Below are 21,516 nucleotides of genomic sequence, written 5' to 3'. Positions count from 1 at the left end.
GAGGTCACATGGAAATCAAGGGGAAATATAACCGCGCCAAAGTGTTCAACGAACGAATCGATGATATGACGCGGGATCAAATTGAAACATTGCTCGACCAACCGTTCACACAAGGGGCATCGATTCGGATCATGCCGGACATGCATGCGGGGAAAGGGTCGGTCGTTGGAACGACGATGACGATTCAAGACAAAGTCGTGCCAAACCTGGTCGGTGTCGATTTAGGGTGTGGGATGCTTTGTACGGAAATCAAAGCCAAGCGAATCGATTTTCAACGACTCGATGACCTCATTCGTGAACTCGTACCGAGTGGAATGAACATTCGGGAGAAGGTTCACCCATACGCATCTGAACTTCCACTAGAAGAGGTGCGAGCGCCGTATAAACTCGACCGAGCCTTGCGCTCGGTCGGGTCGCTCGGCTCGGGGAACCACTTTATTGAAGTGAACCGAGATGACTCGGGACGTACGTTTCTCGTCATTCATTCCGGTTCGCGCCATCTTGGGGTGCAGATTGCCGATCACTATCAGGAGCGAGCGATTCAACACATGATGGAAACACATGATGTAAAAGAAGAAATTGAGCGTTTGAAAGCCTTAGGTCGACAACACGAAATCTCGGCTTATCTGGAAACAGAGCGGGCGTCACGTAAACCATTTCGAGACCTGGCTTATGTGGAGGGGACGGATATGGACGATTACATGCATGACGTGCGCATCGCTCAACAATATGCGGCGGCGAACCGTCGTGCGATGACGGATGTGATTGTCGAAGCGATGAATTGGAACATCGTCGATCAATTCGACACCGTCCATAACTATATCGATCATGATGCGATGATCCTGCGAAAAGGGGCCATCTCCGCTCAAGAAGGAGAGCGAGTCATCATTCCGATGAACATGCGAGACGGTTCGCTCATCTGTACGGGGAAAGGGAATCCAGACTGGAACTTCTCGGGTCCACATGGCGCAGGTCGGATCATGTCTCGGTCGGCCGCGCGGAAACGCGTCGATTTCAAAGAATTCAAACGTTCGATGGAAGGTGTCTGGTCGACATCAGTTCGCCCATCGACAATCGATGAATCACCATTTGTGTATAAGTCGATGAAAGAAATTGTTCGTTATATCGAACCGGCCGTTCAAATCGATCAAATCATCAAGCCACTTTACAACTTCAAGGCGAACTGAGTCACGTACTCAGTCTCGTCTTTTTCTTTTTTCGTAAAATCTGATACGCTTACATCGAGGTGAACGATATGGAAAAGCGGTTAAGTGACTTATCGAAATATGAGTTAGAGCAAGAGATTCAAGCATTACATGAACGGAAACGAAAGGCTGAACAGATGGGCATGGTCAGCGAAATTGAAGTCGTCCTTCGACGGATTGCGATTGCCGAAAGCTATTTGATTGACCCATCATCGTTTCGTCCAGGTGAAACATATGTCGTCAATTACAATGACCGTCCGTTTCGCTTGAAATTCGTCAACGGCGTCATGGGCTGGGGGACGTTTGAAGGTGAGATGACAGAACGGGCCATCCCGCTCTCAGAATTGTCGGAGGTGAAACGATGAACCGGAACGAACAATATGAACGGCTCGCGGTCATTTTAAAAGAGAAGAATGACGTCTTGAACGATTCAGAAGCGGTGACGTGGGTCGAAGTGTTATGGGAAGATTTTGAGACCTCACTTGCCAAGGCGGGCGAACCATATCCGGGAGAGGCAAAGGCTTTCCAATACGTCATTCAACAGATTGATGCATATGGGGCACAGCTCCATTTGTTCCAAACGAAAAACGAAAAGTTCAAGCATTTGATGTCTGAACGGAACTTACACTGAGTCACGTCCTTGGGGCGTGATTTTTTTATTGCAATTCGTCAACAATTCGTTATAATGAAGGTCGCTAATAGTTTGTTTTAAAGTATAGTATAGATAAACTTTCTTTAGTTGAACTCATGTTTCACTAAACACGAAGGAGGCGTTCAGTCGTTGGAAGTAGGTCAAAACATTAAGCGGCTCCGGATCAAAAAAGGATTGACCCAAGAGGAGCTGGCGGAACGTACCGATTTGAGTAAAGGCTATATTTCTCAAATCGAGCGGGATTTAAGCTCTCCCTCACTAGAAACGTTATTCGATTTATTGAATGTCCTCGGGAGTTCCCCGAAAGAGTTTTTTGATGAAGAGTTGAATCAAAAAGTGGTGTACACCGTTGACGATCGCACCATCTATACGGATGAAGAACGCAAATATCGGACAGAATGGCTCATCCCGGAATCGAATGAAAAAGAGATGGAGCCCATCCTTGTCACATTTTTCAAACATGGAGAGTTCAAACAATATGAGCCTTCGCGTTCGGAGACGCTCGTATACGTCTTGTCCGGCAAAATCGCCTTGAAATTAGGGAACCACACATATTTTGCCAAGACAGGGGAAACCCTTTATTATGTCGCTTCGGATTCGCATCAACTCGTCAACGATAACGATGGAGAGAGTGAATGTCTCATCGTCGCGACCCATTCATATTTATAAGTCAACAGAGGAGGAAACAGCATGAATGCAGAGACAATTATTCGTTTTGACCACGTGTCAAAGCGTTACGACGATACAGTCGTCCTTGAAGATATCAGTTTTGAGATTGAGCGTGGGAAGTTTTATACGCTTCTCGGTCCATCGGGATGTGGGAAGACGACGATTTTGCGTCTCATCGCCGGATTTACCGATGCGACCGAAGGAGATATTCACTTCAGCGGGAAGCGGATCAACGATGTGCCGGCCAACAAACGACAAGTGAACACCGTGTTCCAAGATTATGCGCTGTTTCCTCATTTAAACGTATTTGAGAATGTCGCATTCGGTCTCCGCATTAAAAAATTGAAAGAAGCAGATGTGAAAGCGAAAGTGGAGCAGGCTCTCAAGTTTGTTAACTTAGAAGGATACGGCTCGCGCGAAATCGATGAGATGTCAGGTGGACAGCGCCAACGTGTCGCCATCGCCCGCGCAATCGTAAATGAGCCGGAGGTCATTCTCCTCGATGAACCGCTCTCTGCCTTAGACTTGAAACTTCGTACGGAGATGCAATATGAACTTCGTGAGTTACAGCAACGTCTTGGCATCACCTTCATTTTTGTCACACACGACCAAGAAGAGGCGCTCGCCATGTCGGATGAGATTTTCGTCATGAACAACGGGAAAATTGTTCAGAGTGGGACACCGACTGATATTTATGATGAACCGATCAACCGTTTCGTCGCAGACTTTATCGGTGAATCCAATATCGTGCCGGGTGTCATGCCGGAAGACAATGTCGTCACGTTTGCTGGTAAAACGTTTGACTGTGTCGACCAAGGATTTGACCGCAATGAAAAAGTTGAGGTCATCATTCGTCCGGAAGACTTAGAGATGACATCGGTCGATGCAGCGAAACTCGTTGTCGACGTCGATTCTCAATTGTTCCGAGGTGTCCACTACGAGATTTGCTGTTATGACCAAGAAGGAAACGAATGGCTCGTCCACTCGACGAAGAAATCAATCGTCGGATCAAAAATCGGATTGACGTTTGACGAAGAAGCGATTCACGTCATGCGACTAGGTGAAACAGAAGAAGAATTTGACCGTCGTCTCGAATCCTACGAGGAGGTCCCTCATGAATCAAACTAATCAGACCGCAAAGACGGTATATTTGACGACCTATTGGATTTGGATCGCCTTGTTCGTCATCGCACCACTCGTCCTCGTCGTCTATTATTCCTTTTTTGATATCGATGGGAATTTGAGTTTAGAAAACTATCAGACGTTCTTCACGTCGACGTATTTGTCGATGACGCTCTCGTCGTTCTGGTATGCGTTTCTCATTACGTTCTTCTCGTTACTCGTCGGGTATCCGACGGCATACTTGTTGACGAAGACGAAGCATAAACAGCTTTGGCTCTTGCTCATCTTGCTGCCGTCATGGATTAACTTGTTGTTAAAGGCGTATGCGTTCCTTGGTATTTTTGGAACGTACGGGATTACGAATCAATTTTTAGAAGCCATCGGTATTGGGACGAAACAGATTCTATTCACCGATTTCAGTTTCGTCTTTGTTTCTGTATACATCTTCATCCCGTTCATGATTTTGCCGATTTACAACGCCATTGAGAAGTTACCGCCATCACTCGTCTACGCATCCCGTGATTTAGGTGCATCGAACTGGACGACATTCCGACGTGTCATCTTCCCGTTGACGCTTGACGGTGTCAAATCGGGGATTCAAATCGTCTTTATTCCGGCATTATCGCTCTTCATGATCACCCGACTCATCGCCGGGAACCGAGTCATCACACTCGGTACAGCGATTGAACAACAATTCCTTGTCACGCAAAACTGGGGGATGGGCTCGACGATTGCCGTCTTCCTCATCTTGGCGATGGTTCTTGTCATGGTCGTCACACGTGACTGGGGTGCGAAAGGAGCGGTTCGTCGATGAAACGTAAACGATTCAAATTATCAAATCTATACTTGGCGGCCGTGTTCTTCATCTTGTATGCGCCAATTCTATATTTGGTCTTCTACTCGTTCAACAGTGGCGGAACGATGAGTAACTTCGAAGGGTTCACCCTCGAATGGTACAAGTCGCTCTTCACGGACACGAGACTTCTCGTCATCGTCTTGAATACGATTGTCATCGCGCTGCTCTCGGCGACGATTTCGACCGTGCTCGGTGTCATCGGGGCACTCGCCATCTATACGGCGAAACAAAAGTATACGAAGACGTCCCTCTTATCATTGAACAACGTCTTGATCGTGAGCCCGGACGTCATCATCGGGGCCTCCTTCTTGATCCTCTTCACGATGCTAGGGATTCAGTTAGGCTTTTATTCGGTTCTCTTGTCGCACATCGCCTTCTCGGTTCCGATTGTCGTCATCTTGGTGTTGCCAAAACTTCAAGAGATGAGTCCGACGTTGATTGATGCGTCACGTGACCTAGGTGCCAGCACGTGGGACGTATTGACGAAAGTCATTCTGCCATATATCACGCCAGGGGTATTTGCCGGTTTCTTCACGGCACTCACCTATTCGTTAGATGACTTTGCTGTCACATTCTTCGTGACAGGGAACGGCTTCACGACCCTCGCCGTAGAAGTCTATTCGCGGGCACGTCAAGGTATCTCGCTTGAAATCAATGCGTTGTCTGCGATTCTGTTCCTCTTCACGCTCATACTTGTCATCGGATATTATGTGTTGGCGCAACGAGGGTCAAAGGAGGTTAGACGATGAAAAAACTAGTCATCATGTTGGCTGTGCCATTGATTGTCAGCTTTGGTCTCCTTCTTTGGATTCAGCAACTGAATGCTGCGCAAGGATTCGGCGGCGACAACACACTGGTCGTCTACAACTGGGGAGATTATATCGATGAGGACTTGATCGGTGAGTTCGAAGAGCAGAGCGGGTTGAAGGTCGTTTATCAAACGTTCGACTCGAACGAAGCGATGCTTACGAAAATTGAGCAAGGCGGTACGGCCTTTGATGTCGCCGTTCCATCCGATTATGCGATCAGTAAGATGAGAGAGGAGAACCTCCTTCTTCCGATCGATTACGATAAACTCGAAAACTTTGATAACATCGATCCGCGTTTCCTCGATAAATCGTTCGACCCGGGTAACAAGTACTCGGTCCCTTATTTCTGGGGTACGGTCGGGATCGTCTACAATCCTGAACTAGTCGATGGTGAGATCACATCATGGAACGATCTTTGGGAAATGCCGCTCGAGAACGACATTCTCCTTGCGGACGGGACACGTGAAGTGATGGGCTTCGGCCTGAACTCGCTTGGGTACTCCCTCAACACGACGAATAAAGATGAGTTGATTGAGGCGGAAGAAAAGTTAACGACGCTTTGGCCGAACATCAAAGCGATTGTCGGAGACGAAATCAAAATGCTGATGGCGAACCGTGAAGCAGCGGCAGCCGTCGTCTGGTCCGGGGATGCGTCAGAAATCATGTATGAGAACGAAGAACTGACGTATGTCATTCCGGAAGAAGGCACGAATCTCTGGTTTGATAACCTCGTCATCCCAAGTACGGCAAAAAACGTGGACGGGGCACATCAGTTCATCGACTTTATGTTAGATGCTGAGATTGCGGCACGTAACACGGATTATGTCGGATACTCAACACCGAACGAAGCGGCTCTCGAATTCTTGGATGAAGAAGTCACATCGGATGAACGATTCTACCCGTCTCGTGAAGTGACACAGGACCTTGAAGTGTATGAAAACCTAGGGAAGCGCATGAACGCTTACTATAACGAATTGTATTTACGCTTTAAAATGCAGAGTAAATGACGAAACATCCCCGCGCTCATCTGAGTACGGGGATGTTTGTTTACTGCTTGATTGTCGATTTGATGTCTTCGATATGTTTCAAGGTGACAGTCGTGTCGACTTGTGTGAAGGAGTGTAAGATTTCGTACAGGCGGACTTGCTCATCGAGATCGAAAATAAAATCTTGGTAGGTGATCAGCTCTTTGATCCACTGTTGGCGATTGAGCACAGGGACCTCGGCAGATTCGATTTGTTTGAGCGTCGAACGATTGCTGAATACAATCCATGAGTGGAGATGGGTTCGGTCCACTCCAAGCACTTGCTCGATGGCTTTGAGATGTAATTCATTTTGTTTGATCGGATTGAAGAAACGATGCTTTTTACGGCGGGGGAGTGTCTGTGTCCAGTATCGGTCACGTGCCCGACCGAATATCCAACCGCTATAGTTTTTAGATTCGATGACATGTACCCCGGATTGGTTGATCAGAATGACATCGATCTCAGTGGTTCGATCTTTTTTAGAAGGATGGGGGAGATACAGGTTTGTCAAAATCAACGGTTGAAAGAACTTTGACTCAATCTCCGCCACACATAGATACTCTCCGAATAGACCGGTGTCTTGAACCACTTTGAAGTAAGAATGTCGAGTTTGTTGAGAATATTGACTGTTTTGATAACGTTTGACCTTATAGATGATGATGAGTGTGAGGACGAGAAATATGGGTGCGAATATGCTGATCAAGGTGACGAAAATACCTTCGAACAATTCTGTTAGTAGTGAAGCCATCAAATCCCTCCCTTTGTATCCACTATACAAGAAGCGAGATGATTCATATGTATATTTTTTACAATCGAGGATAATCGTTTTCTACATCATAAAGGACCCATCGAAATGGGTCCTTTTGCTTAGGTTTCATGCTTCAGCGCCTCACGCTCTTCTTTTGTAAAGACTCGAGAACGTCCTAAAAATCGTTTCCCTTCGACACCTTCGAGTGAAAACATACCACCCCGACCATCGACCACATCGATGATTAGTTGTGTATGTTTCCAATAATCATACTGTTTCTCATGGATATAGAAGGGCGTCTCGCCGATTTCACCGAGAAGAACGTCGTGGTCGCCCACCATGAACTCGTCACGTGGGAAACACATGGGAGAACTCCCGTCACAACATCCTCCTGACTGATGAAAGAGGAGGGGACCGTGTTTCGATTTGAGACGTTCGATGAGTTCGAGCGCGGCGGGGGTGGCCTCGACTCGTCTCACCATCTTAGAAGAACCCGAGTTTTTGTTCGCTGTAGCTGACGAGCATGTTTTTCGTACGCTGATAGTGACCGAGCATCATCTTATGGTTCTCACGTCCAATCCCAGACATTTTGTAACCACCGAATGCAGCATGTGCCGGATAGGAGTGGTAACAGTTGATCCAGACACGTCCTGCTTGAATTTCACGACCGAAGCGATATGCACGGTTCATGTCTCGTGTCCACACGCCTGCCCCGAGTCCGTAAAGCGTATCGTTCGCGATGGCGAGTGCCTCCGCATCGTCTTTGAACGTCGTGACGGATAAGACCGGTCCAAAAATCTCTTCTTGGAAGATTCGCATCTTGTTATGGCCTTTGAAGATCGTCGGTTGAATGTAATACCCATCCGCGAGCTCTCCGTCCATCATGTTGCGCTCTCCACCGATTAGGCATTCTGCGCCCTCGTCTTTCCCGATTTGGAGATAAGACAGGATTTTCTCCATCTGTTCGTTCGACGCTTGTGCACCCATCATGACATCGGCATCGAGTGGGTTGCCGAGCTTGATTGCTTTGACGCGTTCTAGCACGCGTTCCATGAACTTGTCATAAATCGACTCTTGAATCAAGGCGCGAGATGGGCACGTACAGACTTCCCCTTGGTTCAAGGCGAACATGACGAGACCTTCAATCGCTTTATCAAAGAAATCGTCATCCGCGTCCATGATGTCGGCAAAGAAGATGTTTGGTGACTTTCCACCAAGCTCAAGCGTGACAGGGATGATGTTTTGAGAAGCGTATTGCATAATGAGGCGACCCGTTGTCGTCTCACCCGTGAAGGCGACTTTATCGACACGGTCACTCGATGCGAGCGGTTTTCCTGCTTCGAGACCGAAACCGTTCACGATATTGATGACACCAGGTGGTAATAAATCTTCGATGAGTTCCATGAGAACCATGATTGAAGAAGGGGTTTGTTCTGCCGGTTTTAAGACGACACAGTTTCCGGCAGCGAGTGCCGGCGCGAGTTTCCACACCGCCATCAAAATCGGGAAGTTCCACGGAATGATTTGAGCGACGACACCGAGCGGCTCATGGAAATGATAGGCGACCGTATCATGGTCGAGTTCACTGATGCCACCTTCTTGTGAGCGGATGACCCCTGCGAAGTAACGGAAGTGGTCGATGGCGAGCGGAAGGTCAGCGTTGAGCGTTTCCCGAACGGCCTTCCCATTTTCCCATGTTTCCGCGTAGGCGAGCATTTCGAGGTTCTCTTCCATGCGGTCTGCAATTTTATTCAAGATGACAGAACGTTCCGTGACAGACGTTTTGCCCCAATCGTCTTTGGCTGCATGAGCGGCATCCAAAGCAAGTTCAATATCCTCTTTCGTTGAGCGGGCGACTTCACATAATACTTTCCCATTTACAGGAGATGTGTTTTCAAAGTATTCTCCACCAGCCGGTGCGGTCCACTTTCCGTTAATGTAGTTCTCATAACGGTCCTTAAACTGTACTTTCGTTCCTGCTGAGTTCGGTACTTCATAAATCATGATCGTTCCTCCCTTTTCATACGAGATAAAGGAGTTATGTATGCGCTTACATTTAGCAGTAAGCGAACGACTCCCTTTTTTTGATCGTAACGGTATGATGTGATAAAAGTCAAAATTTTTTGACAATAATTTGTCAATCTTTTGTAAAGACGTTTTGAACTCAAGATTTGTGGAAATGACTAGATTGTACACATTAATTCATCCATAAGGAGTGAGTCACGATGGCTAAGACATATCAGATTGACCCGGCGCATAGTTCGATCACGTTCACGGTCAAACACATGATGATTTCCAAGGTGAAGGGCGAGTTCAAAGAATTTGATATTAAGGCGAACGGTGAGCCGAGCGATTTAGCGAATGCGAGTGTGAAAGTGACGATTCAGGCAGCATCGATCGACACCAACAACACGGATCGGGATAATCACCTCCGTTCAGGCGATTTCTTCAATGCCGAGGAACATCCGCATCTCGTCTTTCATTCAACTTCTTTCCGTTCAAAAGGAGGCGGAGAATTCGAATTGACAGGGGATTTAACGATTCGAGGAACGACTCGGGAAGAGACGTTTGAAGTGGAGTATGAGGGAAGCGCAAAAGACCCATGGGGCAATACGAAACACGCCTTCTCCGGAGAAGGGTCGCTCAACCGTGAGGACTATGGATTAACGTGGAACCAAGCGCTTGAGGCGGGTGGTGTCCTCGTCGATAAGAAAGTCAAATTCGAGTTCGAGCTCCAATTCACTGAATCGGAAGCATAAGAAAAGTCGCTCATCTGAGCGACTTTTTATTGTTCGTATACCAATTTTTTCTGAAGGCTGTCTTCACTAAACACCCAACCTGTAAACGATGACAACACGTCATTCGTCTGCTCGTCGACGATAACGACGGCAACAAACGGATACATGTTTTTAGAGAAATAACGCAAGTTTGTGAAGCGGTATTCGATCATCCCGTTATGGCGTGTCACGGTGTACGTGTGAATTTTAGAAAATTCGAGGAACGCCTGTAAGTCAGCATTTTTCCGAGCCTCTACGAAATGGAGGTCTTCTTCTCCTGGCATCGGTTTGTCGCGGAAGCGACCGCATTCGATGACTTTGCCTTTTTTCACTTTTACAGCTCCGAGCCCATCGCGGAAACGGACGGCGACATGCCAGTCATCCCAACCGATTCCTGGTGAGATGAACAATTCATGTGCCCCTGCAAAGTGTCTCGCCACGGTAGCGAGCGCACGGTTACGTAATTTAAACTGAATGGCATAGTAACTGATGACAAGCGCAATAAGCAGTGCAAAAATAGGGACAGTCGCACCCGTTATCATCCATAATGCATATGCACCGTAATAAGCGGAGAACAAGTACGGATCAAACGTCCCGATCACGCCCCAGCCGATCCATTTTTTCGAAAAAGGTTGTAGCGCTTGCGTCCCGTAGGCATTGAACAAGTCGACCGTGACATGGAGCAACACGGCGATTTGTGCCATGACCCATAGAGAGGCAGGATTGACGCCGAGGACCGTCCCGATGACGGCGCTGACGATGATTGGCCAAGCAAGAAGCGCGGTGATTCCATGTGAACGACCACGATGTTGGCGTAAATACGTACTATTTCCTTTTAACTTAAAGACGGTGTCGAAGTCTGGTGCATGTGAGCCGACGAGAGCCGTGGCTGTCATGGCTAAAAACAGTTGTGCATCACCTGACACTTCCGGGCTGAGCGTCGCGATGGCACTTAATCCAAGTCCCATACCAATGTGTGTCGCAGTATCCAATGTGCGTCAGCACCTCCATCAATAATGAAAGAATTACGTCATCTATTCCTATTTATCATACAATATTTTTAAAACGAGGGGAAACACAATGCTTAATCTTGATAAATTGTTCACAAATTATAATATTCATCATTTTAATGAGGAACTCGTCACCTGGTTCAATCGCGAAAAGCGTGATTTACCTTGGCGTCATGCGAAAAATCCTTATCGCGTGTGGGTGAGTGAAGTGATGTTGCAACAGACACGAGTCGATACGGTCATCCCATATTACAACCGGTTCATGGAACGCTTTCCGACGCTCGAAGATCTCGCAGCTGCTGACACGGATGAGGTCGTAAAGTATTGGGAAGGGCTCGGGTACTACTCTCGCGTCCGGAACTTACATGAAGCGGTCAAAGAAGTCGCTTCTGTTTACGAGGGAATCGTCCCGGAGGAGAAAGAACGTTTCGAGAAACTAAAAGGGGTCGGACCGTATACGACGGGAGCCGTACTGTCGATTGCCTACAATCAACCGGAGCCGGCTGTGGATGGAAACGTCATGCGCGTGATGTCCCGTCAATTCGGAATCTATGACGACATCGCACTGCCGAAGACACGCAAAATCTTCGAACAAGTCGTTCGTCGATTGATGGACCCGACTCACGCATCCGATTTTAACGAGGGAGTGATGGAGTTGGGTGCTACGGTCTGCACACCGAAAAATCCGATGTGCTCGCTCTGTCCCGTGCAAGACACTTGTTATGCATATGCGCATCATGTACAAGATGAGCTACCGGTCAAAACGAAGAAGGGAGCAGCACGTGTCGAAATGTATGACGCGCTATGCATCGAGAGAGACGGAAAAATCGCATATGAACAACGACCGGACAAAGGGTTGCTCGCTGGGATGTGGCAATATCCGCTTATGGATCGAGGAACGGGGGAACAACTTAACGGAACGTATCTCGGGCAAGTGAAGCATGTCTTCTCTCATATCGTTTGGTATATCGATTTATATCGTGTCGATACGCTTCCGACGGATGACGTCGTCTGGCTAGACGCTTCGGAACGCGAGGTGAAGACGGTTTCTGTTGCTCAACAAAAATTAGAACGATTGGTAGGTGACGAACGTGAGACGATTTGAGGTAGAGTCGACATATGATACGACGGTAGATGTGCTTTGGGATTTGTTACAGGATGCCTCGCTTTTGACGAAGCTGACAAAGATTCCTAAAGTACGCTTAGAGGGGGACGGCGCCTCGGTCGAAGGGAATGAAGTGAAGTTGTTCGTTGGGGTCGGTCCGGTGGAACTGCCATGGACCAGTGCCATCACCGTTGTGGGGAACCAGGCATTCTGCGATCAAGGAAAGACGTTACCGTTTCCGTTCAAGCGGTTCACACACGTGCATCGGGTTGAGTCGCGTGATGGTAAGGCGGTCATGATCGATGAAGTAACGTTCGATAGCTATGTTCCGAACATACTCGTCGAGTATTTCGTGCTTCGGCCGATGTTCCAAGAACGGGCGCGGGCCTTCCAAAAAACACTAAATTCATGAAAATAAGAGATTTCCTTTTTCATTGGTTCTGAAAGTCGCTATAATTAAATATGAGAATTGTATAGCATCATAGCGGAAAGGAGGAGCTTATGAGCTTATTTCCCAAAGCAGGTAGCAAAATCGAGATACAGAGCTACAAGCACAACGGAACTTTGCATCGCGTTTGGGAAGAAACGCTCGTCCTTCAGTCGTCAAAAACGGATATGATCGGATTCAATGACCGCATCATGGTCAGCGAGTCAGACGGTCGGCAATGGAGAACGCGAGAGCCGGCAATTTGCTACTTTTCATCTGAGTATTGGTTCAATGTCATCTGTATGATTCGCGAAGACGGGATTTACTACTACTGTAATCTAGGTTCGCCGACTACATTTGATGGGGATGAACGTGCCATCAAATACATCGATTACGATTTGGACATCAAGGTGTTCCCGGATATGTCGTATACGATTTTAGATGAAGATGAATATGAGCGGCATCGTCGCGAGATGAATTATCCGAAAGCGATTGATCGAATCTTGAAGCAGAACGTGCAAGAACTGATCAACTGGATTCGAGGACGGAAAGGGCCGTTCAACCCAACATTCGTCGATGAATGGTATCGCGAATACGAAGCACGTTATCGGAGATGATTCCTCATCTCCGCTTTTTTTCTTAAGTCAGGAGGCATTATGGGTAGTATTAAACGTTATTTGCAGTTTGTTCGTCCGTATAAGAAACAGATTGCCCTCACCATTTTCGTCGGGATTTTAAAGTTTTCTATCCCGCTCGGATTACCGTTACTTTATAGATATGTCATCGATAACTATTTGACGGATGATGCGCCGAAGCAGGACTACACGACGCTCGTCTGGTTATTCAGCATCGTTTTCTTCGTCTTCCTGGTCCTCAAGCCGCCAATCGAGTATTTGCGTCAATATTTGGCGCAGTGGGCCGCGACGCGTGTCTTGTTCGATGTGCGGAACCGGTTATTCGACCACGTCCAGAAGTTGTCACTCCGCTATTATTCAAACAATAAGACGGGACAAATCATTTCACGGATTATCAACGACGTCGAACAGACGAAAGACTTCGTCATCACCGGGCTGATGAATATTTGGCTCGACATGATCACCATCCTTATCGCCATCGGGATCATGTATACGATTGACCCGCAACTCACGCTGATTGCGATTTTACCACTTCCGTTTTATGCGATCGCAGTCCGCTATTTCTATGGACGGTTGCGTCGTTTGACGCGTGAACGGTCGGCGGCACTCGCTGACCTACAAGGGCATTTGACAGAGCGCGTCAACGGGATGGCGGTCATTCGGAGTTTTGCGCTAGAGCCATATGAGAATAAGGCATTTGAACAACAGAACGGTGGCTTCTTGAACGCGGCACTCAAACATACGAGTTGGAACGCCAAGACGTATGTCGTCGTATCGACCATCACTGACATCGCGCCAATCCTCATCTTCACGACGGCATCGTGGCTCGTCATTCAAGAAGCGGTATCGCTCGGGACGCTTGTCGCGTTCATCGCGTATATCGACCGACTCTATGCGCCGCTCGGTCGTCTCGTCAACTCGGCGACGACACTCACGCAGTCGGTCGCTTCGATGGACCGTGTCTTTGAGTTCTTGGATGAGACATATGATATCGAGGAGAAACCGAACGGGTTCGTCCCGTTGTCGACAGCGGGTAAAATCGACCTTGAGCATGTGAGTTTTTCGTATGAACAGGACGGGACACGAGCGTTGAACGATGTGAACCTTCAAATCCGCTCCGGGGAACGCGTGGCGTTTGTCGGAATGTCCGGTGGAGGGAAATCGACACTCGTCAGTTTGATTCCGCGTTTCTATGACGTGACGGATGGAAGCATCAAAATCGACGCCATCGATGTGCGTGATTTCAAATTACGTGCACTTCGCGACCAGATTGGGATGGTCATGCAGGATTCGGTCCTCTTCAGCGAATCGGTCGCCATGAATATTCGGATGGGGAAACCGGATGCGACGGATGAGGAAGTCATCGCGGCGGCCAAGGCAGCGAACGCCCATGAGTTCATCTCGAAACTACAGGACGGATATGCGACACCGGTCGGGGAGAAAGGTGTCAAACTGTCTGGTGGACAGAAGCAGCGGCTTGCGATTGCACGTGTCTTCTTGAAGAATCCACCGATCTTGATTTTAGACGAGGCGACGAGTGCGCTTGATTTAGAAAGTGAAGCGATGATTCAAGACTCGCTGGCCCGTCTGACGAAAGGACGGACGACGTTAATCGTTGCCCACCGCTTGTCGACCATTACGGACGCCGATCAAATCGTCGTCGTGGATAACGGTCAAATCATGGAGACGGGAACGCATGAAGAGTTGATGCGTCGTCGCGGGGCGTATTACGACCTATATATGATTCAAGATTTAGCCGTAGTCGAATAATAAAAAAGTCGAGTCCATTAATGGCTCGACTTTTTTAGCGGTCTAAAAATCGTTTACGAACATCCGGGGAAGGGAGTGTGCACACTTCCTTTTTCCCAAATAGACGTGTCCGATGTTTGGCGAATAACGCATATCCATGATCACGAATCGGTCTAGGTATGAAACGAATGAGTCGAAGCAGGCGCCAACGGCCATCAAGGTGTTCGGCAATTCGAATCGCAGCGTCTGATTTTAAGTAAGGAACCCCTTCCTCAATATAGACGATGCTGTCGACTGATTCCGGGATCCGGTGTCGTGTTCGGAGCGACTGACCGACCTCGCTTTGGAGCGAAGCAAAGTGAATCGAGGCGTGTCGATCATGACGAATGATGAACTGAACACTGGCATCACAGAAGTTGCAATCGCCATCAAATAAAACAATCGCAGGCAAGTACTTCGCCTCCTTCATCGTACTGTTTTACCGTTTTGTCTTCATGTTAAACGTCAAGCAGCGAGTTGGCGAGCAGGTTGCATCTTATAGAGCGATACATAATACAAGTAAGCACCGAGGGCACCGAAGACGAACATGTAACCGCTCATCAAGACCGGACCGATGAACGCGCCGACGACAATGCCTGCCGCGGCAACCAATTTGGCTCCGTGGAACGTGAGGCCGCCGAATGCAAGATAAGAGGCACGGCGTTCAGGGTCGAGGAGGTCAACCTGTTTCACTTGTCGAATCGGCGAGTAGAGGAGTTCGCCAATTGTGAAGATAATCGCGAGTACGGTCAGGACGATAAAGGAGTTCATCGAGGTAATGGCGGCGTATGCTGTGATATATAACGATAAACCAATGAAAAATATGGTCTTCTCTTTGAAACGTTTGACGAACGCAGTAACCGCAAACGTGATGGCGACGACGAGCAAGGTATTCTCTAGTTGCATAAACGCCATCATGCGAACCCCATCAACAGGTATTCCGAGAATTTGACGACTTTCGAATGACTCTGCTAAATGAACACCGATATAGTTCGCCATATGAAACTCGGTCGAAAAGACGAGCATACTTCCAAATACGAATGTGACCCATCGGCGGTCGCGTAACGCGATTTTATAGTTTTCGATGACACCATGAATCGGGTTTGACGGTGTTGAGCGGTTGCCAGTATATGTGTCGACCAAGAAACGTTGAAGAATGATTGTGGTCACAGTGAGAATGACCGTCATACCGATAAAGAGAGCGAAACGATGGTCGCGATAAAAGGCGCCGCCGAGCATGACGCCTCCGGCAATCGCTAAATTGACGAGCCAGTAGTCATACACGTAGATGGCTTTTCGATTTGATTCTTCCATAGAATCGATGACAATCGCCTCGAGAGCTGGATAGTTCAATCCGTTCGAAATGGCATGTCCGAAGTAGAGGATGGCAACGATGAGTGCCCAGTTATTCGATGGGTGAATCGCGATGGTCATCCCAAGAAAACAGATGATTTGAATCACCTGACCAATCTGTAAGACAACCTTCCGATTGAACCGATCGGAAAAGTATCCACCGAATAGACCGGTCAAGTAACCGACGATAACGAATGAGGTCATGATGATACCGGCTGGCACTTTCCCCAACTCTTCTGAGAAATAGAGTGCCATGAATGGGAAAATGGCTGATCCGACGATTCGAATGCAAAATCCGCAAACGAGTCGTAAGCGGACATTTAATGGAAAATCATTAAATTTCATATGGTGAGCACCTCCTTGGTTCTACTGTAATGGGGGACGGTACTCAGTAAAAAGAGACACTTTTTTTGAAGATGTCCCCTTTTAGACGGAAAAAAGAGATGCTTGCGCATCTCCTTCTTACAATTGGGCAAACGAGCGATTGACCGCTTCGATTGTCTCTTCGATATCTTGTTCCGTATGCTCTGTCGTCAAGAACCAGGCTTCATATTTTGATGGAGCCAAGTTCACGCCATTCTCAAGCATCAACTTGAAGAAGCGTCCGAACTTCTCACCATCTGACTTTTCCGCACCTTCATAGTCGGTGACGATTTCATCCGTGAAGTAAACGGTAAGGGCACCTTTTAAGCGGTTGAGCGTGATCGTGACATCATGCTTTTCTGCCGCCTCGCGGATGCCGGCTTCCAGTTTCGCACCGAGTGTGTCTAATTTCTCATAGACACCAGGTTGCTCGAGCACTTCCAGGCAAGCGATTCCTGTCGCCATCGAGGCCGGGTTACCGGCCATCGTGCCGGCTTGATATGCAGGTCCGAGTGGGGCGACCGTCTCCATGATTTCAGCCTTCCCGCCGTAAGCGCCGATCGGTAGACCACCACCGATGATTTTACCAAGTGCCGTCATATCTGGTTCGATGCCATACACTTGTTGGGCACTTCCGTATGTGAAACGGAACGCCGTGATGACTTCATCATAGATGACGAGTGCGCCGTGTTCATGTGTGATGTCGTTGACAGCTTGGAGGAAACCTGGCTTCGGTTCAACGATTCCGAAGTTCCCGACAATCGGTTCGACGAGCACACAAGCGACCTGGTCTCCCCATTCTTTCATCATCTCGCGATACGCTTCGACGTCGTTGAACGGGACGGTGATGACTTCTTTGGCAGTGGCTTTTGTTACACCTGCAGAGTCCGGAGAACCGAGCGTCGCTGGACCACTACCTGCTGCAATCAGCATGAGATCCGAATGTCCGTGGTAACAACCGCTGAATTTCACAACAAGTTCACGACCAGTGTAAGCACGGGCGACTCGTACCGTCGTCATGACGGCTTCTGTTCCGGAGTTGGTGAATCGTACCTTATCCATCGAAGGGATGGCTTGTTTTAGTTTCTTCGCAAATTCAACCTCGAGACGGTGTGGTGTCCCGTATAATAAACCTTTTGAAGAAGCGTTCATAAGCGCTTCATGAATGTGTGGATGGGCATGGCCGGTAATGATTGGACCATATGCCGCCAAATAATCGATGTAGCGATTCCCGTCTACATCATAGAAATAGGCGCCTTCGCCGCGTTCCATATAAACAGGGGCGCCGCCACCAACTGCTTTAAATGAGCGGGATGGACTGTTGACACCTCCGACGATGTGAGTGAGTGCATCTTGGTATAATGCATCGGATGACTGACGATTTGATGAAGTAGTCATATGTATTGCCTCCTTATTCAAATTCGCACTTATTGTATCATAGCCGTCAACCGCATAAGCTCAGTGTTTGACGAGTAGTTGAGAAATCAGTACACTATTTATAAAGATTACTATGTAAGAAATAAGTTAATGTTCAAAACTATTTCGCATGAATTTTATAGAAGAAATGAGGGATTGACGTGGGAAGCGAAATGCTTGACCATGCTGTTCAGTCGCTCCGGGAACATGGAGTCAGAATGACGCCTCAGCGCCAGGCCATTTTGGAGTACCTCGTCACGGAGCATAGTCACCCGACAGCGGATGACATTTATAAGGCACTTGCCGCACGGTTTCCAAATATGAGTGTGGCCACTGTATATAACAACTTGCGCGTTTTTAAAGAGGTGGGCCTCGTTCAAGAGATGAACTATGGGGACGCCTCGAGTCGTTTTGACTTTGTGACGTCGAAGCACTATCACATCATCTGTGATACGTGTGGAAAAGTCGTCGACTTTAACTATCCTGTATTAGATGAAATCGAATCGGTTGCATCACAATTGACTGGATTCAAAGTTGATCGTCACCGTCTTGAAGTGTACGGAACGTGCCCGTCTTGTCAGTCTGAACAATCGCAAACACATTAAAAAACCACATCCGACGGCTCGGATGTGGTTTTTTGTGTTAGTCCGTTTGTTGTGACTGACGTTTGTTATATTTCTCATCGAATTCTTTTCCTTCGAGTGAACGGTCGATTGTGAGCGGCTCGTCGCAGTGCATACATAAGTCGACGCGTCCGAGCATCTTCGTCTCTTTTTCACAGTTCGGACAAGTCACGATGATGGCTTTTGTCGAGGCCATCCCGACGATGAAGTAAAGAGCAGAGCTCGCAAGTACCATGACAAATCCAAGAAGCATGAAAATAATCATGAGCCAGGTGATGGATTTTGCGAGAAGACCGAGATACATGACACCGATCCCGCCGAAGATAAGAAGTAATGCTATATTACGTGCGCGGTTGATTTTGTTCCCCCGTTTTTTCATGAGTGAATCCCTCCAATAGTCTGTCTCTATCATAGCTCATCTTCAAACGAGTGAGAAGTTCCTGCACTTTTTCGGCAGGAGTTTTTTGAAAAGAGGGCGAATTTGATTCGTATCGAAAATGACAATCGTCATATATATAGTCAACTTGCGATTGGGAGAGAAGGGGTCCAGATGACGATGGAATATGCGACTCGCACCATTTACTCAGAATATGCTGCATTAAAAACGACACTCGGTATTATTGAGGTGAAGAAAAAACGGGCACGTGATCCGTTGACGGATCAGTCGGATCGCCTGCTCATTGTGATTGAAGCAAAACCAGAACCGTTTTGGACGGTGAAACACTATCAGGTCGGTCAAGAAAAAATTGTCCTGCACGTAGTCAGTGACTCGATGATGGATCGGTGGATTGTCTTGAATGAAAATCGGCGAGCCATTCATTGGATTGAAGACGGAATCGTCTTGTTCGAACGAAATGAGTACATTTTAGAGTTACGACAGCGCAACCGTAATTTAACGAATCGGGAACAACGTTTACAACTCTCAATCTCTTTCGCAAAGTTGTTGCGTCGGTTTGAAGACGGACGTTATCTATTTTTAGAAGGGGAGTTCCAAGACGCCTTCACTCAGATTCATCATGCCCTCACTCACCTGGCACGCCTCTCGATTCTTGAGGCGGGGATTCATCCGGAAATCGTATTGTGGGAACAGGTACGAGCCATTGACCTCGAGATTTATAAGCTGCACGATGAATTGGTCGGAGGACAAGAATCGCTTGAACAGCGCATCCACCTTGTCGTCATTGGCATGGAACATTTGATTCAATCGAAAGTGTTGCCGGGGACGTTGTTATTACTTCAGACGATGCAGGAGAAAGGCGGAGCGTGGACGTTCTCAGAATTGATGGAACATCCGAATTTGAATGAGCTCCGTGTCGACCTTGGAAGCATCATTGGTTTTTTAGTGAAAAAAGGATATGTTCGAACGGTCACGAGACCGACGAAAGGGGTCGGGGTAGAGGCAGTGCTTTATGAGATTGCTTAACTTCCCTTTCATAGGAACAATGAGGAGAAAATCAGTTATATGAAACTATTGAAATTTAGCGTGGGAACCGTCTTTATTTTATTTGTCACGATTGTGATTTCTGTCTTCGTCGCCCTTTTTACGATGGGAGACCCCATCACACTTGGGCGACCGATTATTTGGACGATATGGTATATGGCCGTTCTACTAATCATATGTATGGGACTCTATGATTTTTCGTCCTTTTCAAAACAAAAGATTCGAAAAGTTCTCGGCTGGGGTGCGTTAGTCGGTGCTATCCTCTTCGCTTCTGTGAAAGGATATTATATGTATCAAGATAGTTTGAAGATTGAGGAACGCGGTGTGGAGTTGATGGATTATCAGCCGTTCACGGATTCAGAACAATTGGCGAGACTCGATCACGAGGCTTCGGTGAAGTTTGAGGAAGGTTTGCCGCGATTAGATGGAGCGACAGCGCTCTATCCGATGTACGCTTCATTCGTGGAAGCAGTCTATCCGGACTCGGAAACGTATGATCCATATAATGATCAAACGAGTAAAGTCGTGTCGACGACAACACCGGAAGCGTATAGCCGACTGATGAACGATCAGACCGACTTGATTTTCGTCGCTGGTCCATCTGACCGTCAATTGAAGATTGCGAAACAAAAAAACGTTTCTCTACATATGACGCCGATTGGAAGGGAAGCATTTGTGTTCTTCGTCCATGAAGATAACCCGGTCGATTCTTTGACGATGGAACAAGTTCGGGGAATTTATTCAGGAGACATTCGGAATTGGGAAGAGGTCGGAGGGGACTCGGAATCCATTCGTGCTTTTCAGCGACCGGAGGATAGTGGCAGTCAAACGGCGTTACAAAAGATGATGGGCGAACAAAAGCTCATGAAGGCGCCGGTAGAAGATGTTCCTGAAGGGATGGGTGGAATCATTCAACAAACTTCATCGTATCGGAACCATAAAAATGCGATTGGATTCTCATTTAGATACTATGCGACAGAAATGGTGAAGGACCATAAAATCAAGTTACTTCGTATAGAAGGAATTGAGCCGACCGTTGAAACGATTCAGGATGGATCGTATCCACTGACGTCTGAATTCTACGCGGTGACTACGGATGAGAAAGCAAAGCAATATGAAGATTTTCTTCAATGGCTCGAAAGCGAGGATGGGCAAACGTTAGTGGAGAAGACGGGCTATGTTCGTCTCGATTAATACAAAACAGAAGGTTTACTTCTCGTCATGTTGACGGGAAGTAAATCTTTTTTAATTTTATTGTTTTTTGTATTGACGAAGTGGTAAATAGAGATTATAGTTATAAACGTTGTCACAGCAAAAGATTATTTCAGAAAAACAATTTGTGAAAAAGTTGTTGACGAAAACAATCAAAACGTGATAGATTAATGAAGTCGCCAAGAGCGACAGACGAACTTTGAAAACTGAACGATGAGGCAAAAAAAGTTTTACCATTTTTGAATGAAGCGCAAGCTTCGTCAATTTAAGAGCTATATCA

Annotated in this window: 24 protein-coding genes; 16 read left to right on the top strand and 8 right to left on the bottom strand. The window is 47.4% G+C overall.

The window, feature by feature from the left end; genetic code table 11:
* Positions 1–8: 8 nt before the first annotated feature.
* The 8 genes from KNO73_RS12380 to KNO73_RS12345 all read left to right on the top strand — a co-directional run bounded on the left by KNO73_RS12380 (position 9) and on the right by KNO73_RS12345 (position 6,320).
* The gene (locus KNO73_RS12380) at positions 9–1,187 is read left to right on the top strand and encodes an RtcB family protein (RefSeq protein ID WP_214685601.1); all 1,179 of its coding nucleotides are present in this window, start codon (positions 9–11) and stop codon (positions 1,185–1,187) included.
* 68 nt (positions 1,188–1,255) lie between these two features.
* On the top strand, positions 1,256–1,570 hold the full coding sequence (locus KNO73_RS12375) for a YfhH family protein (RefSeq protein WP_015880882.1): 315 nt from the start codon (positions 1,256–1,258) through the stop codon (positions 1,568–1,570).
* The gene (locus tag KNO73_RS12370; RefSeq protein WP_078146385.1) at positions 1,567–1,836 is read left to right on the top strand and encodes a YfhJ family protein; all 270 of its coding nucleotides are present in this window, start codon (positions 1,567–1,569) and stop codon (positions 1,834–1,836) included. Before KNO73_RS12375 ends, KNO73_RS12370 begins: the two co-directional genes overlap by 4 nt.
* A gap of 150 nt (positions 1,837–1,986) precedes the next feature.
* A complete protein-coding gene (locus KNO73_RS12365; RefSeq protein ID WP_015880884.1) occupies positions 1,987–2,526 on the top strand; it encodes a helix-turn-helix domain-containing protein in 540 nt (179 codons plus the stop codon).
* A gap of 21 nt (positions 2,527–2,547) precedes the next feature.
* A complete protein-coding gene (locus tag KNO73_RS12360) occupies positions 2,548–3,654 on the top strand; it encodes an ABC transporter ATP-binding protein (RefSeq protein WP_047795864.1) in 1,107 nt (368 codons plus the stop codon).
* Positions 3,641–4,462: an ABC transporter permease gene (locus KNO73_RS12355; RefSeq protein WP_015880886.1), complete on the top strand. Its 822-nt coding sequence runs from the start codon at positions 3,641–3,643 to the stop codon at positions 4,460–4,462. The genes KNO73_RS12360 and KNO73_RS12355 overlap by 14 nt, the downstream gene beginning before the upstream one ends.
* Entirely contained in the window at positions 4,459–5,253 is a 795-nt protein-coding gene (locus KNO73_RS12350) for an ABC transporter permease (RefSeq protein WP_047795862.1), read from the top strand. Before KNO73_RS12355 ends, KNO73_RS12350 begins: the two co-directional genes overlap by 4 nt.
* Positions 5,250–6,320 carry an ABC transporter substrate-binding protein gene (locus KNO73_RS12345; protein WP_214689244.1) on the top strand — a complete coding sequence of 357 codons (1,071 nt, stop codon included), beginning with the start codon at positions 5,250–5,252 and terminating at the stop codon, positions 6,318–6,320. The genes KNO73_RS12350 and KNO73_RS12345 overlap by 4 nt, the downstream gene beginning before the upstream one ends.
* A 40-nt stretch (positions 6,321–6,360) precedes the next feature.
* Here the strand turns inward: KNO73_RS12345 and KNO73_RS12340 are convergent, their stop codons facing one another.
* The 3 genes from KNO73_RS12340 to adh all read right to left on the bottom strand — a co-directional run bounded on the left by KNO73_RS12340 (position 6,361) and on the right by adh (position 9,090).
* Positions 6,361–7,086, bottom strand: a complete 726-nt coding sequence (locus tag KNO73_RS12340) for a nuclease-related domain-containing protein (protein WP_078146388.1) — start codon at positions 7,084–7,086, stop codon at positions 6,361–6,363.
* 119 nt (positions 7,087–7,205) lie between these two features.
* Positions 7,206–7,568 (bottom strand): DUF779 domain-containing protein, encoded by a 363-nt coding sequence (locus KNO73_RS12335; RefSeq protein WP_214685609.1) that lies wholly within the window; start codon positions 7,566–7,568, stop codon positions 7,206–7,208.
* 1 nt (position 7,569) lies between these two features.
* The gene (gene adh / locus KNO73_RS12330) at positions 7,570–9,090 is read right to left on the bottom strand and encodes an aldehyde dehydrogenase (RefSeq protein ID WP_078146389.1); all 1,521 of its coding nucleotides are present in this window, start codon (positions 9,088–9,090) and stop codon (positions 7,570–7,572) included.
* A 221-nt stretch (positions 9,091–9,311) separates the two neighbouring features.
* On the opposite strand from adh, the gene KNO73_RS12325 reads away from it, so the two are divergent.
* Complete coding sequence (locus tag KNO73_RS12325; protein WP_015880892.1) at positions 9,312–9,845, top strand: YceI family protein; 534 nt, start codon at positions 9,312–9,314, stop codon at positions 9,843–9,845.
* Positions 9,846–9,871: 26 nt separating this feature from the next.
* On the opposite strand, the gene KNO73_RS12320 is transcribed toward KNO73_RS12325, so the two are convergent.
* Entirely contained in the window at positions 9,872–10,855 is a 984-nt protein-coding gene (locus KNO73_RS12320; protein ID WP_015880893.1) for a metal-dependent hydrolase, read from the bottom strand.
* 88 nt (positions 10,856–10,943) lie between these two features.
* Here KNO73_RS12320 and mutY point away from each other — a divergent pair, with 88 nt between their 5' ends.
* The 4 genes from mutY (at position 10,944) to KNO73_RS12300 (ending at position 14,810) form a co-directional block, all read left to right on the top strand.
* Positions 10,944–11,978 carry an A/G-specific adenine glycosylase gene (gene mutY, locus KNO73_RS12315; protein WP_214685611.1) on the top strand — a complete coding sequence of 345 codons (1,035 nt, stop codon included), beginning with the start codon at positions 10,944–10,946 and terminating at the stop codon, positions 11,976–11,978.
* Complete coding sequence (locus tag KNO73_RS12310) at positions 11,965–12,390, top strand: hypothetical protein (RefSeq protein WP_215112562.1); 426 nt, start codon at positions 11,965–11,967, stop codon at positions 12,388–12,390. Before mutY ends, KNO73_RS12310 begins: the two co-directional genes overlap by 14 nt.
* A gap of 89 nt (positions 12,391–12,479) precedes the next feature.
* Positions 12,480–13,022 (top strand): nucleoside tri-diphosphate phosphatase, encoded by a 543-nt coding sequence (gene ntdP / locus KNO73_RS12305; RefSeq protein ID WP_015880896.1) that lies wholly within the window; start codon positions 12,480–12,482, stop codon positions 13,020–13,022.
* 39 nt (positions 13,023–13,061) lie between these two features.
* The gene (locus KNO73_RS12300; protein WP_215112561.1) at positions 13,062–14,810 is read left to right on the top strand and encodes an ABC transporter ATP-binding protein; all 1,749 of its coding nucleotides are present in this window, start codon (positions 13,062–13,064) and stop codon (positions 14,808–14,810) included.
* Between the two features lie 34 nt (positions 14,811–14,844).
* Here KNO73_RS12300 and KNO73_RS12295 read toward each other — a convergent pair whose 3' ends face one another.
* The 3 genes from KNO73_RS12295 to KNO73_RS12285 form a co-directional block, all read right to left on the bottom strand.
* Positions 14,845–15,258: a thiol-disulfide oxidoreductase DCC family protein gene (locus KNO73_RS12295; RefSeq protein WP_078146393.1), complete on the bottom strand. Its 414-nt coding sequence runs from the start codon at positions 15,256–15,258 to the stop codon at positions 14,845–14,847.
* Positions 15,259–15,293: 35 nt separating this feature from the next.
* Positions 15,294–16,526: an MFS transporter gene (locus KNO73_RS12290; protein WP_215112560.1), complete on the bottom strand. Its 1,233-nt coding sequence runs from the start codon at positions 16,524–16,526 to the stop codon at positions 15,294–15,296.
* A 117-nt stretch (positions 16,527–16,643) separates the two neighbouring features.
* A complete protein-coding gene (locus tag KNO73_RS12285; protein WP_215112559.1) occupies positions 16,644–17,942 on the bottom strand; it encodes a glutamate-1-semialdehyde 2,1-aminomutase in 1,299 nt (432 codons plus the stop codon).
* 191 nt (positions 17,943–18,133) lie between these two features.
* Between KNO73_RS12285 and perR the strand changes: the two genes are divergently transcribed.
* Complete coding sequence (gene perR, locus KNO73_RS12280) at positions 18,134–18,565, top strand: peroxide-responsive transcriptional repressor PerR (protein ID WP_031421138.1); 432 nt, start codon at positions 18,134–18,136, stop codon at positions 18,563–18,565.
* 37 nt (positions 18,566–18,602) lie between these two features.
* On the opposite strand, the gene KNO73_RS12275 is transcribed toward perR, so the two are convergent.
* The gene (locus KNO73_RS12275; RefSeq protein WP_031421140.1) at positions 18,603–18,962 is read right to left on the bottom strand and encodes a YgzB family protein; all 360 of its coding nucleotides are present in this window, start codon (positions 18,960–18,962) and stop codon (positions 18,603–18,605) included.
* Between the two features lie 102 nt (positions 18,963–19,064).
* Here KNO73_RS12275 and KNO73_RS12270 point away from each other — a divergent pair, with 102 nt between their 5' ends.
* Positions 19,065–20,006 (top strand): nucleotidyltransferase-like protein, encoded by a 942-nt coding sequence (locus KNO73_RS12270; RefSeq protein ID WP_240499787.1) that lies wholly within the window; start codon positions 19,065–19,067, stop codon positions 20,004–20,006.
* A gap of 39 nt (positions 20,007–20,045) precedes the next feature.
* The gene (locus KNO73_RS12265) at positions 20,046–21,218 is read left to right on the top strand and encodes a substrate-binding domain-containing protein (protein WP_215112558.1); all 1,173 of its coding nucleotides are present in this window, start codon (positions 20,046–20,048) and stop codon (positions 21,216–21,218) included.
* Positions 21,219–21,516 lie beyond the last annotated feature (298 nt).

The organism is Exiguobacterium sp. s83 (genome assembly GCF_018617095.1).
GTDB lineage: Bacteria > Bacillota > Bacilli > Exiguobacteriales > Exiguobacteriaceae > Exiguobacterium > Exiguobacterium profundum.
Note: the sequence above shows the minus strand (reverse complement) of the source record. Positions and strands in the feature narration are given on the sequence as shown.

What these genes read in the sequence shown, in the direction of transcription:
- KNO73_RS12380 (WP_214685601.1), top strand. Translation starts at nt 9, where the DNA reads ATGGAAATCAAGGGGAAATATAACCGCGCCAAAGTGTTCAACGAACGA.
- KNO73_RS12375 (WP_015880882.1), top strand. Translation starts at nt 1,256, where the DNA reads ATGGAAAAGCGGTTAAGTGACTTATCGAAATATGAGTTAGAGCAAGAG.
- KNO73_RS12370 (WP_078146385.1), top strand. Translation starts at nt 1,567, where the DNA reads ATGAACCGGAACGAACAATATGAACGGCTCGCGGTCATTTTAAAAGAG.
- KNO73_RS12360 (WP_047795864.1), top strand. Translation starts at nt 2,548, where the DNA reads ATGAATGCAGAGACAATTATTCGTTTTGACCACGTGTCAAAGCGTTAC.
- KNO73_RS12355 (WP_015880886.1), top strand. Translation starts at nt 3,641, where the DNA reads ATGAATCAAACTAATCAGACCGCAAAGACGGTATATTTGACGACCTAT.
- KNO73_RS12350 (WP_047795862.1), top strand. Translation starts at nt 4,459, where the DNA reads ATGAAACGTAAACGATTCAAATTATCAAATCTATACTTGGCGGCCGTG.
- KNO73_RS12345 (WP_214689244.1), top strand. Translation starts at nt 5,250, where the DNA reads ATGAAAAAACTAGTCATCATGTTGGCTGTGCCATTGATTGTCAGCTTT.
- KNO73_RS12340 (WP_078146388.1), bottom strand. Translation starts at nt 7,086, where the DNA reads ATGGCTTCACTACTAACAGAATTGTTCGAAGGTATTTTCGTCACCTTG.
- KNO73_RS12335 (WP_214685609.1), bottom strand. Translation starts at nt 7,568, where the DNA reads ATGGTGAGACGAGTCGAGGCCACCCCCGCCGCGCTCGAACTCATCGAA.
- adh (WP_078146389.1), bottom strand. Translation starts at nt 9,090, where the DNA reads ATGATTTATGAAGTACCGAACTCAGCAGGAACGAAAGTACAGTTTAAG.
- KNO73_RS12325 (WP_015880892.1), top strand. Translation starts at nt 9,312, where the DNA reads ATGGCTAAGACATATCAGATTGACCCGGCGCATAGTTCGATCACGTTC.
- mutY (WP_214685611.1), top strand. Translation starts at nt 10,944, where the DNA reads ATGCTTAATCTTGATAAATTGTTCACAAATTATAATATTCATCATTTT.
- ntdP (WP_015880896.1), top strand. Translation starts at nt 12,480, where the DNA reads ATGAGCTTATTTCCCAAAGCAGGTAGCAAAATCGAGATACAGAGCTAC.
- KNO73_RS12300 (WP_215112561.1), top strand. Translation starts at nt 13,062, where the DNA reads ATGGGTAGTATTAAACGTTATTTGCAGTTTGTTCGTCCGTATAAGAAA.
- KNO73_RS12295 (WP_078146393.1), bottom strand. Translation starts at nt 15,258, where the DNA reads ATGAAGGAGGCGAAGTACTTGCCTGCGATTGTTTTATTTGATGGCGAT.
- KNO73_RS12290 (WP_215112560.1), bottom strand. Translation starts at nt 16,526, where the DNA reads ATGAAATTTAATGATTTTCCATTAAATGTCCGCTTACGACTCGTTTGC.
- KNO73_RS12285 (WP_215112559.1), bottom strand. Translation starts at nt 17,942, where the DNA reads ATGACTACTTCATCAAATCGTCAGTCATCCGATGCATTATACCAAGAT.
- perR (WP_031421138.1), top strand. Translation starts at nt 18,134, where the DNA reads ATGCTTGACCATGCTGTTCAGTCGCTCCGGGAACATGGAGTCAGAATG.
- KNO73_RS12275 (WP_031421140.1), bottom strand. Translation starts at nt 18,962, where the DNA reads ATGAAAAAACGGGGGAACAAAATCAACCGCGCACGTAATATAGCATTA.
- KNO73_RS12265 (WP_215112558.1), top strand. Translation starts at nt 20,046, where the DNA reads ATGAAACTATTGAAATTTAGCGTGGGAACCGTCTTTATTTTATTTGTC.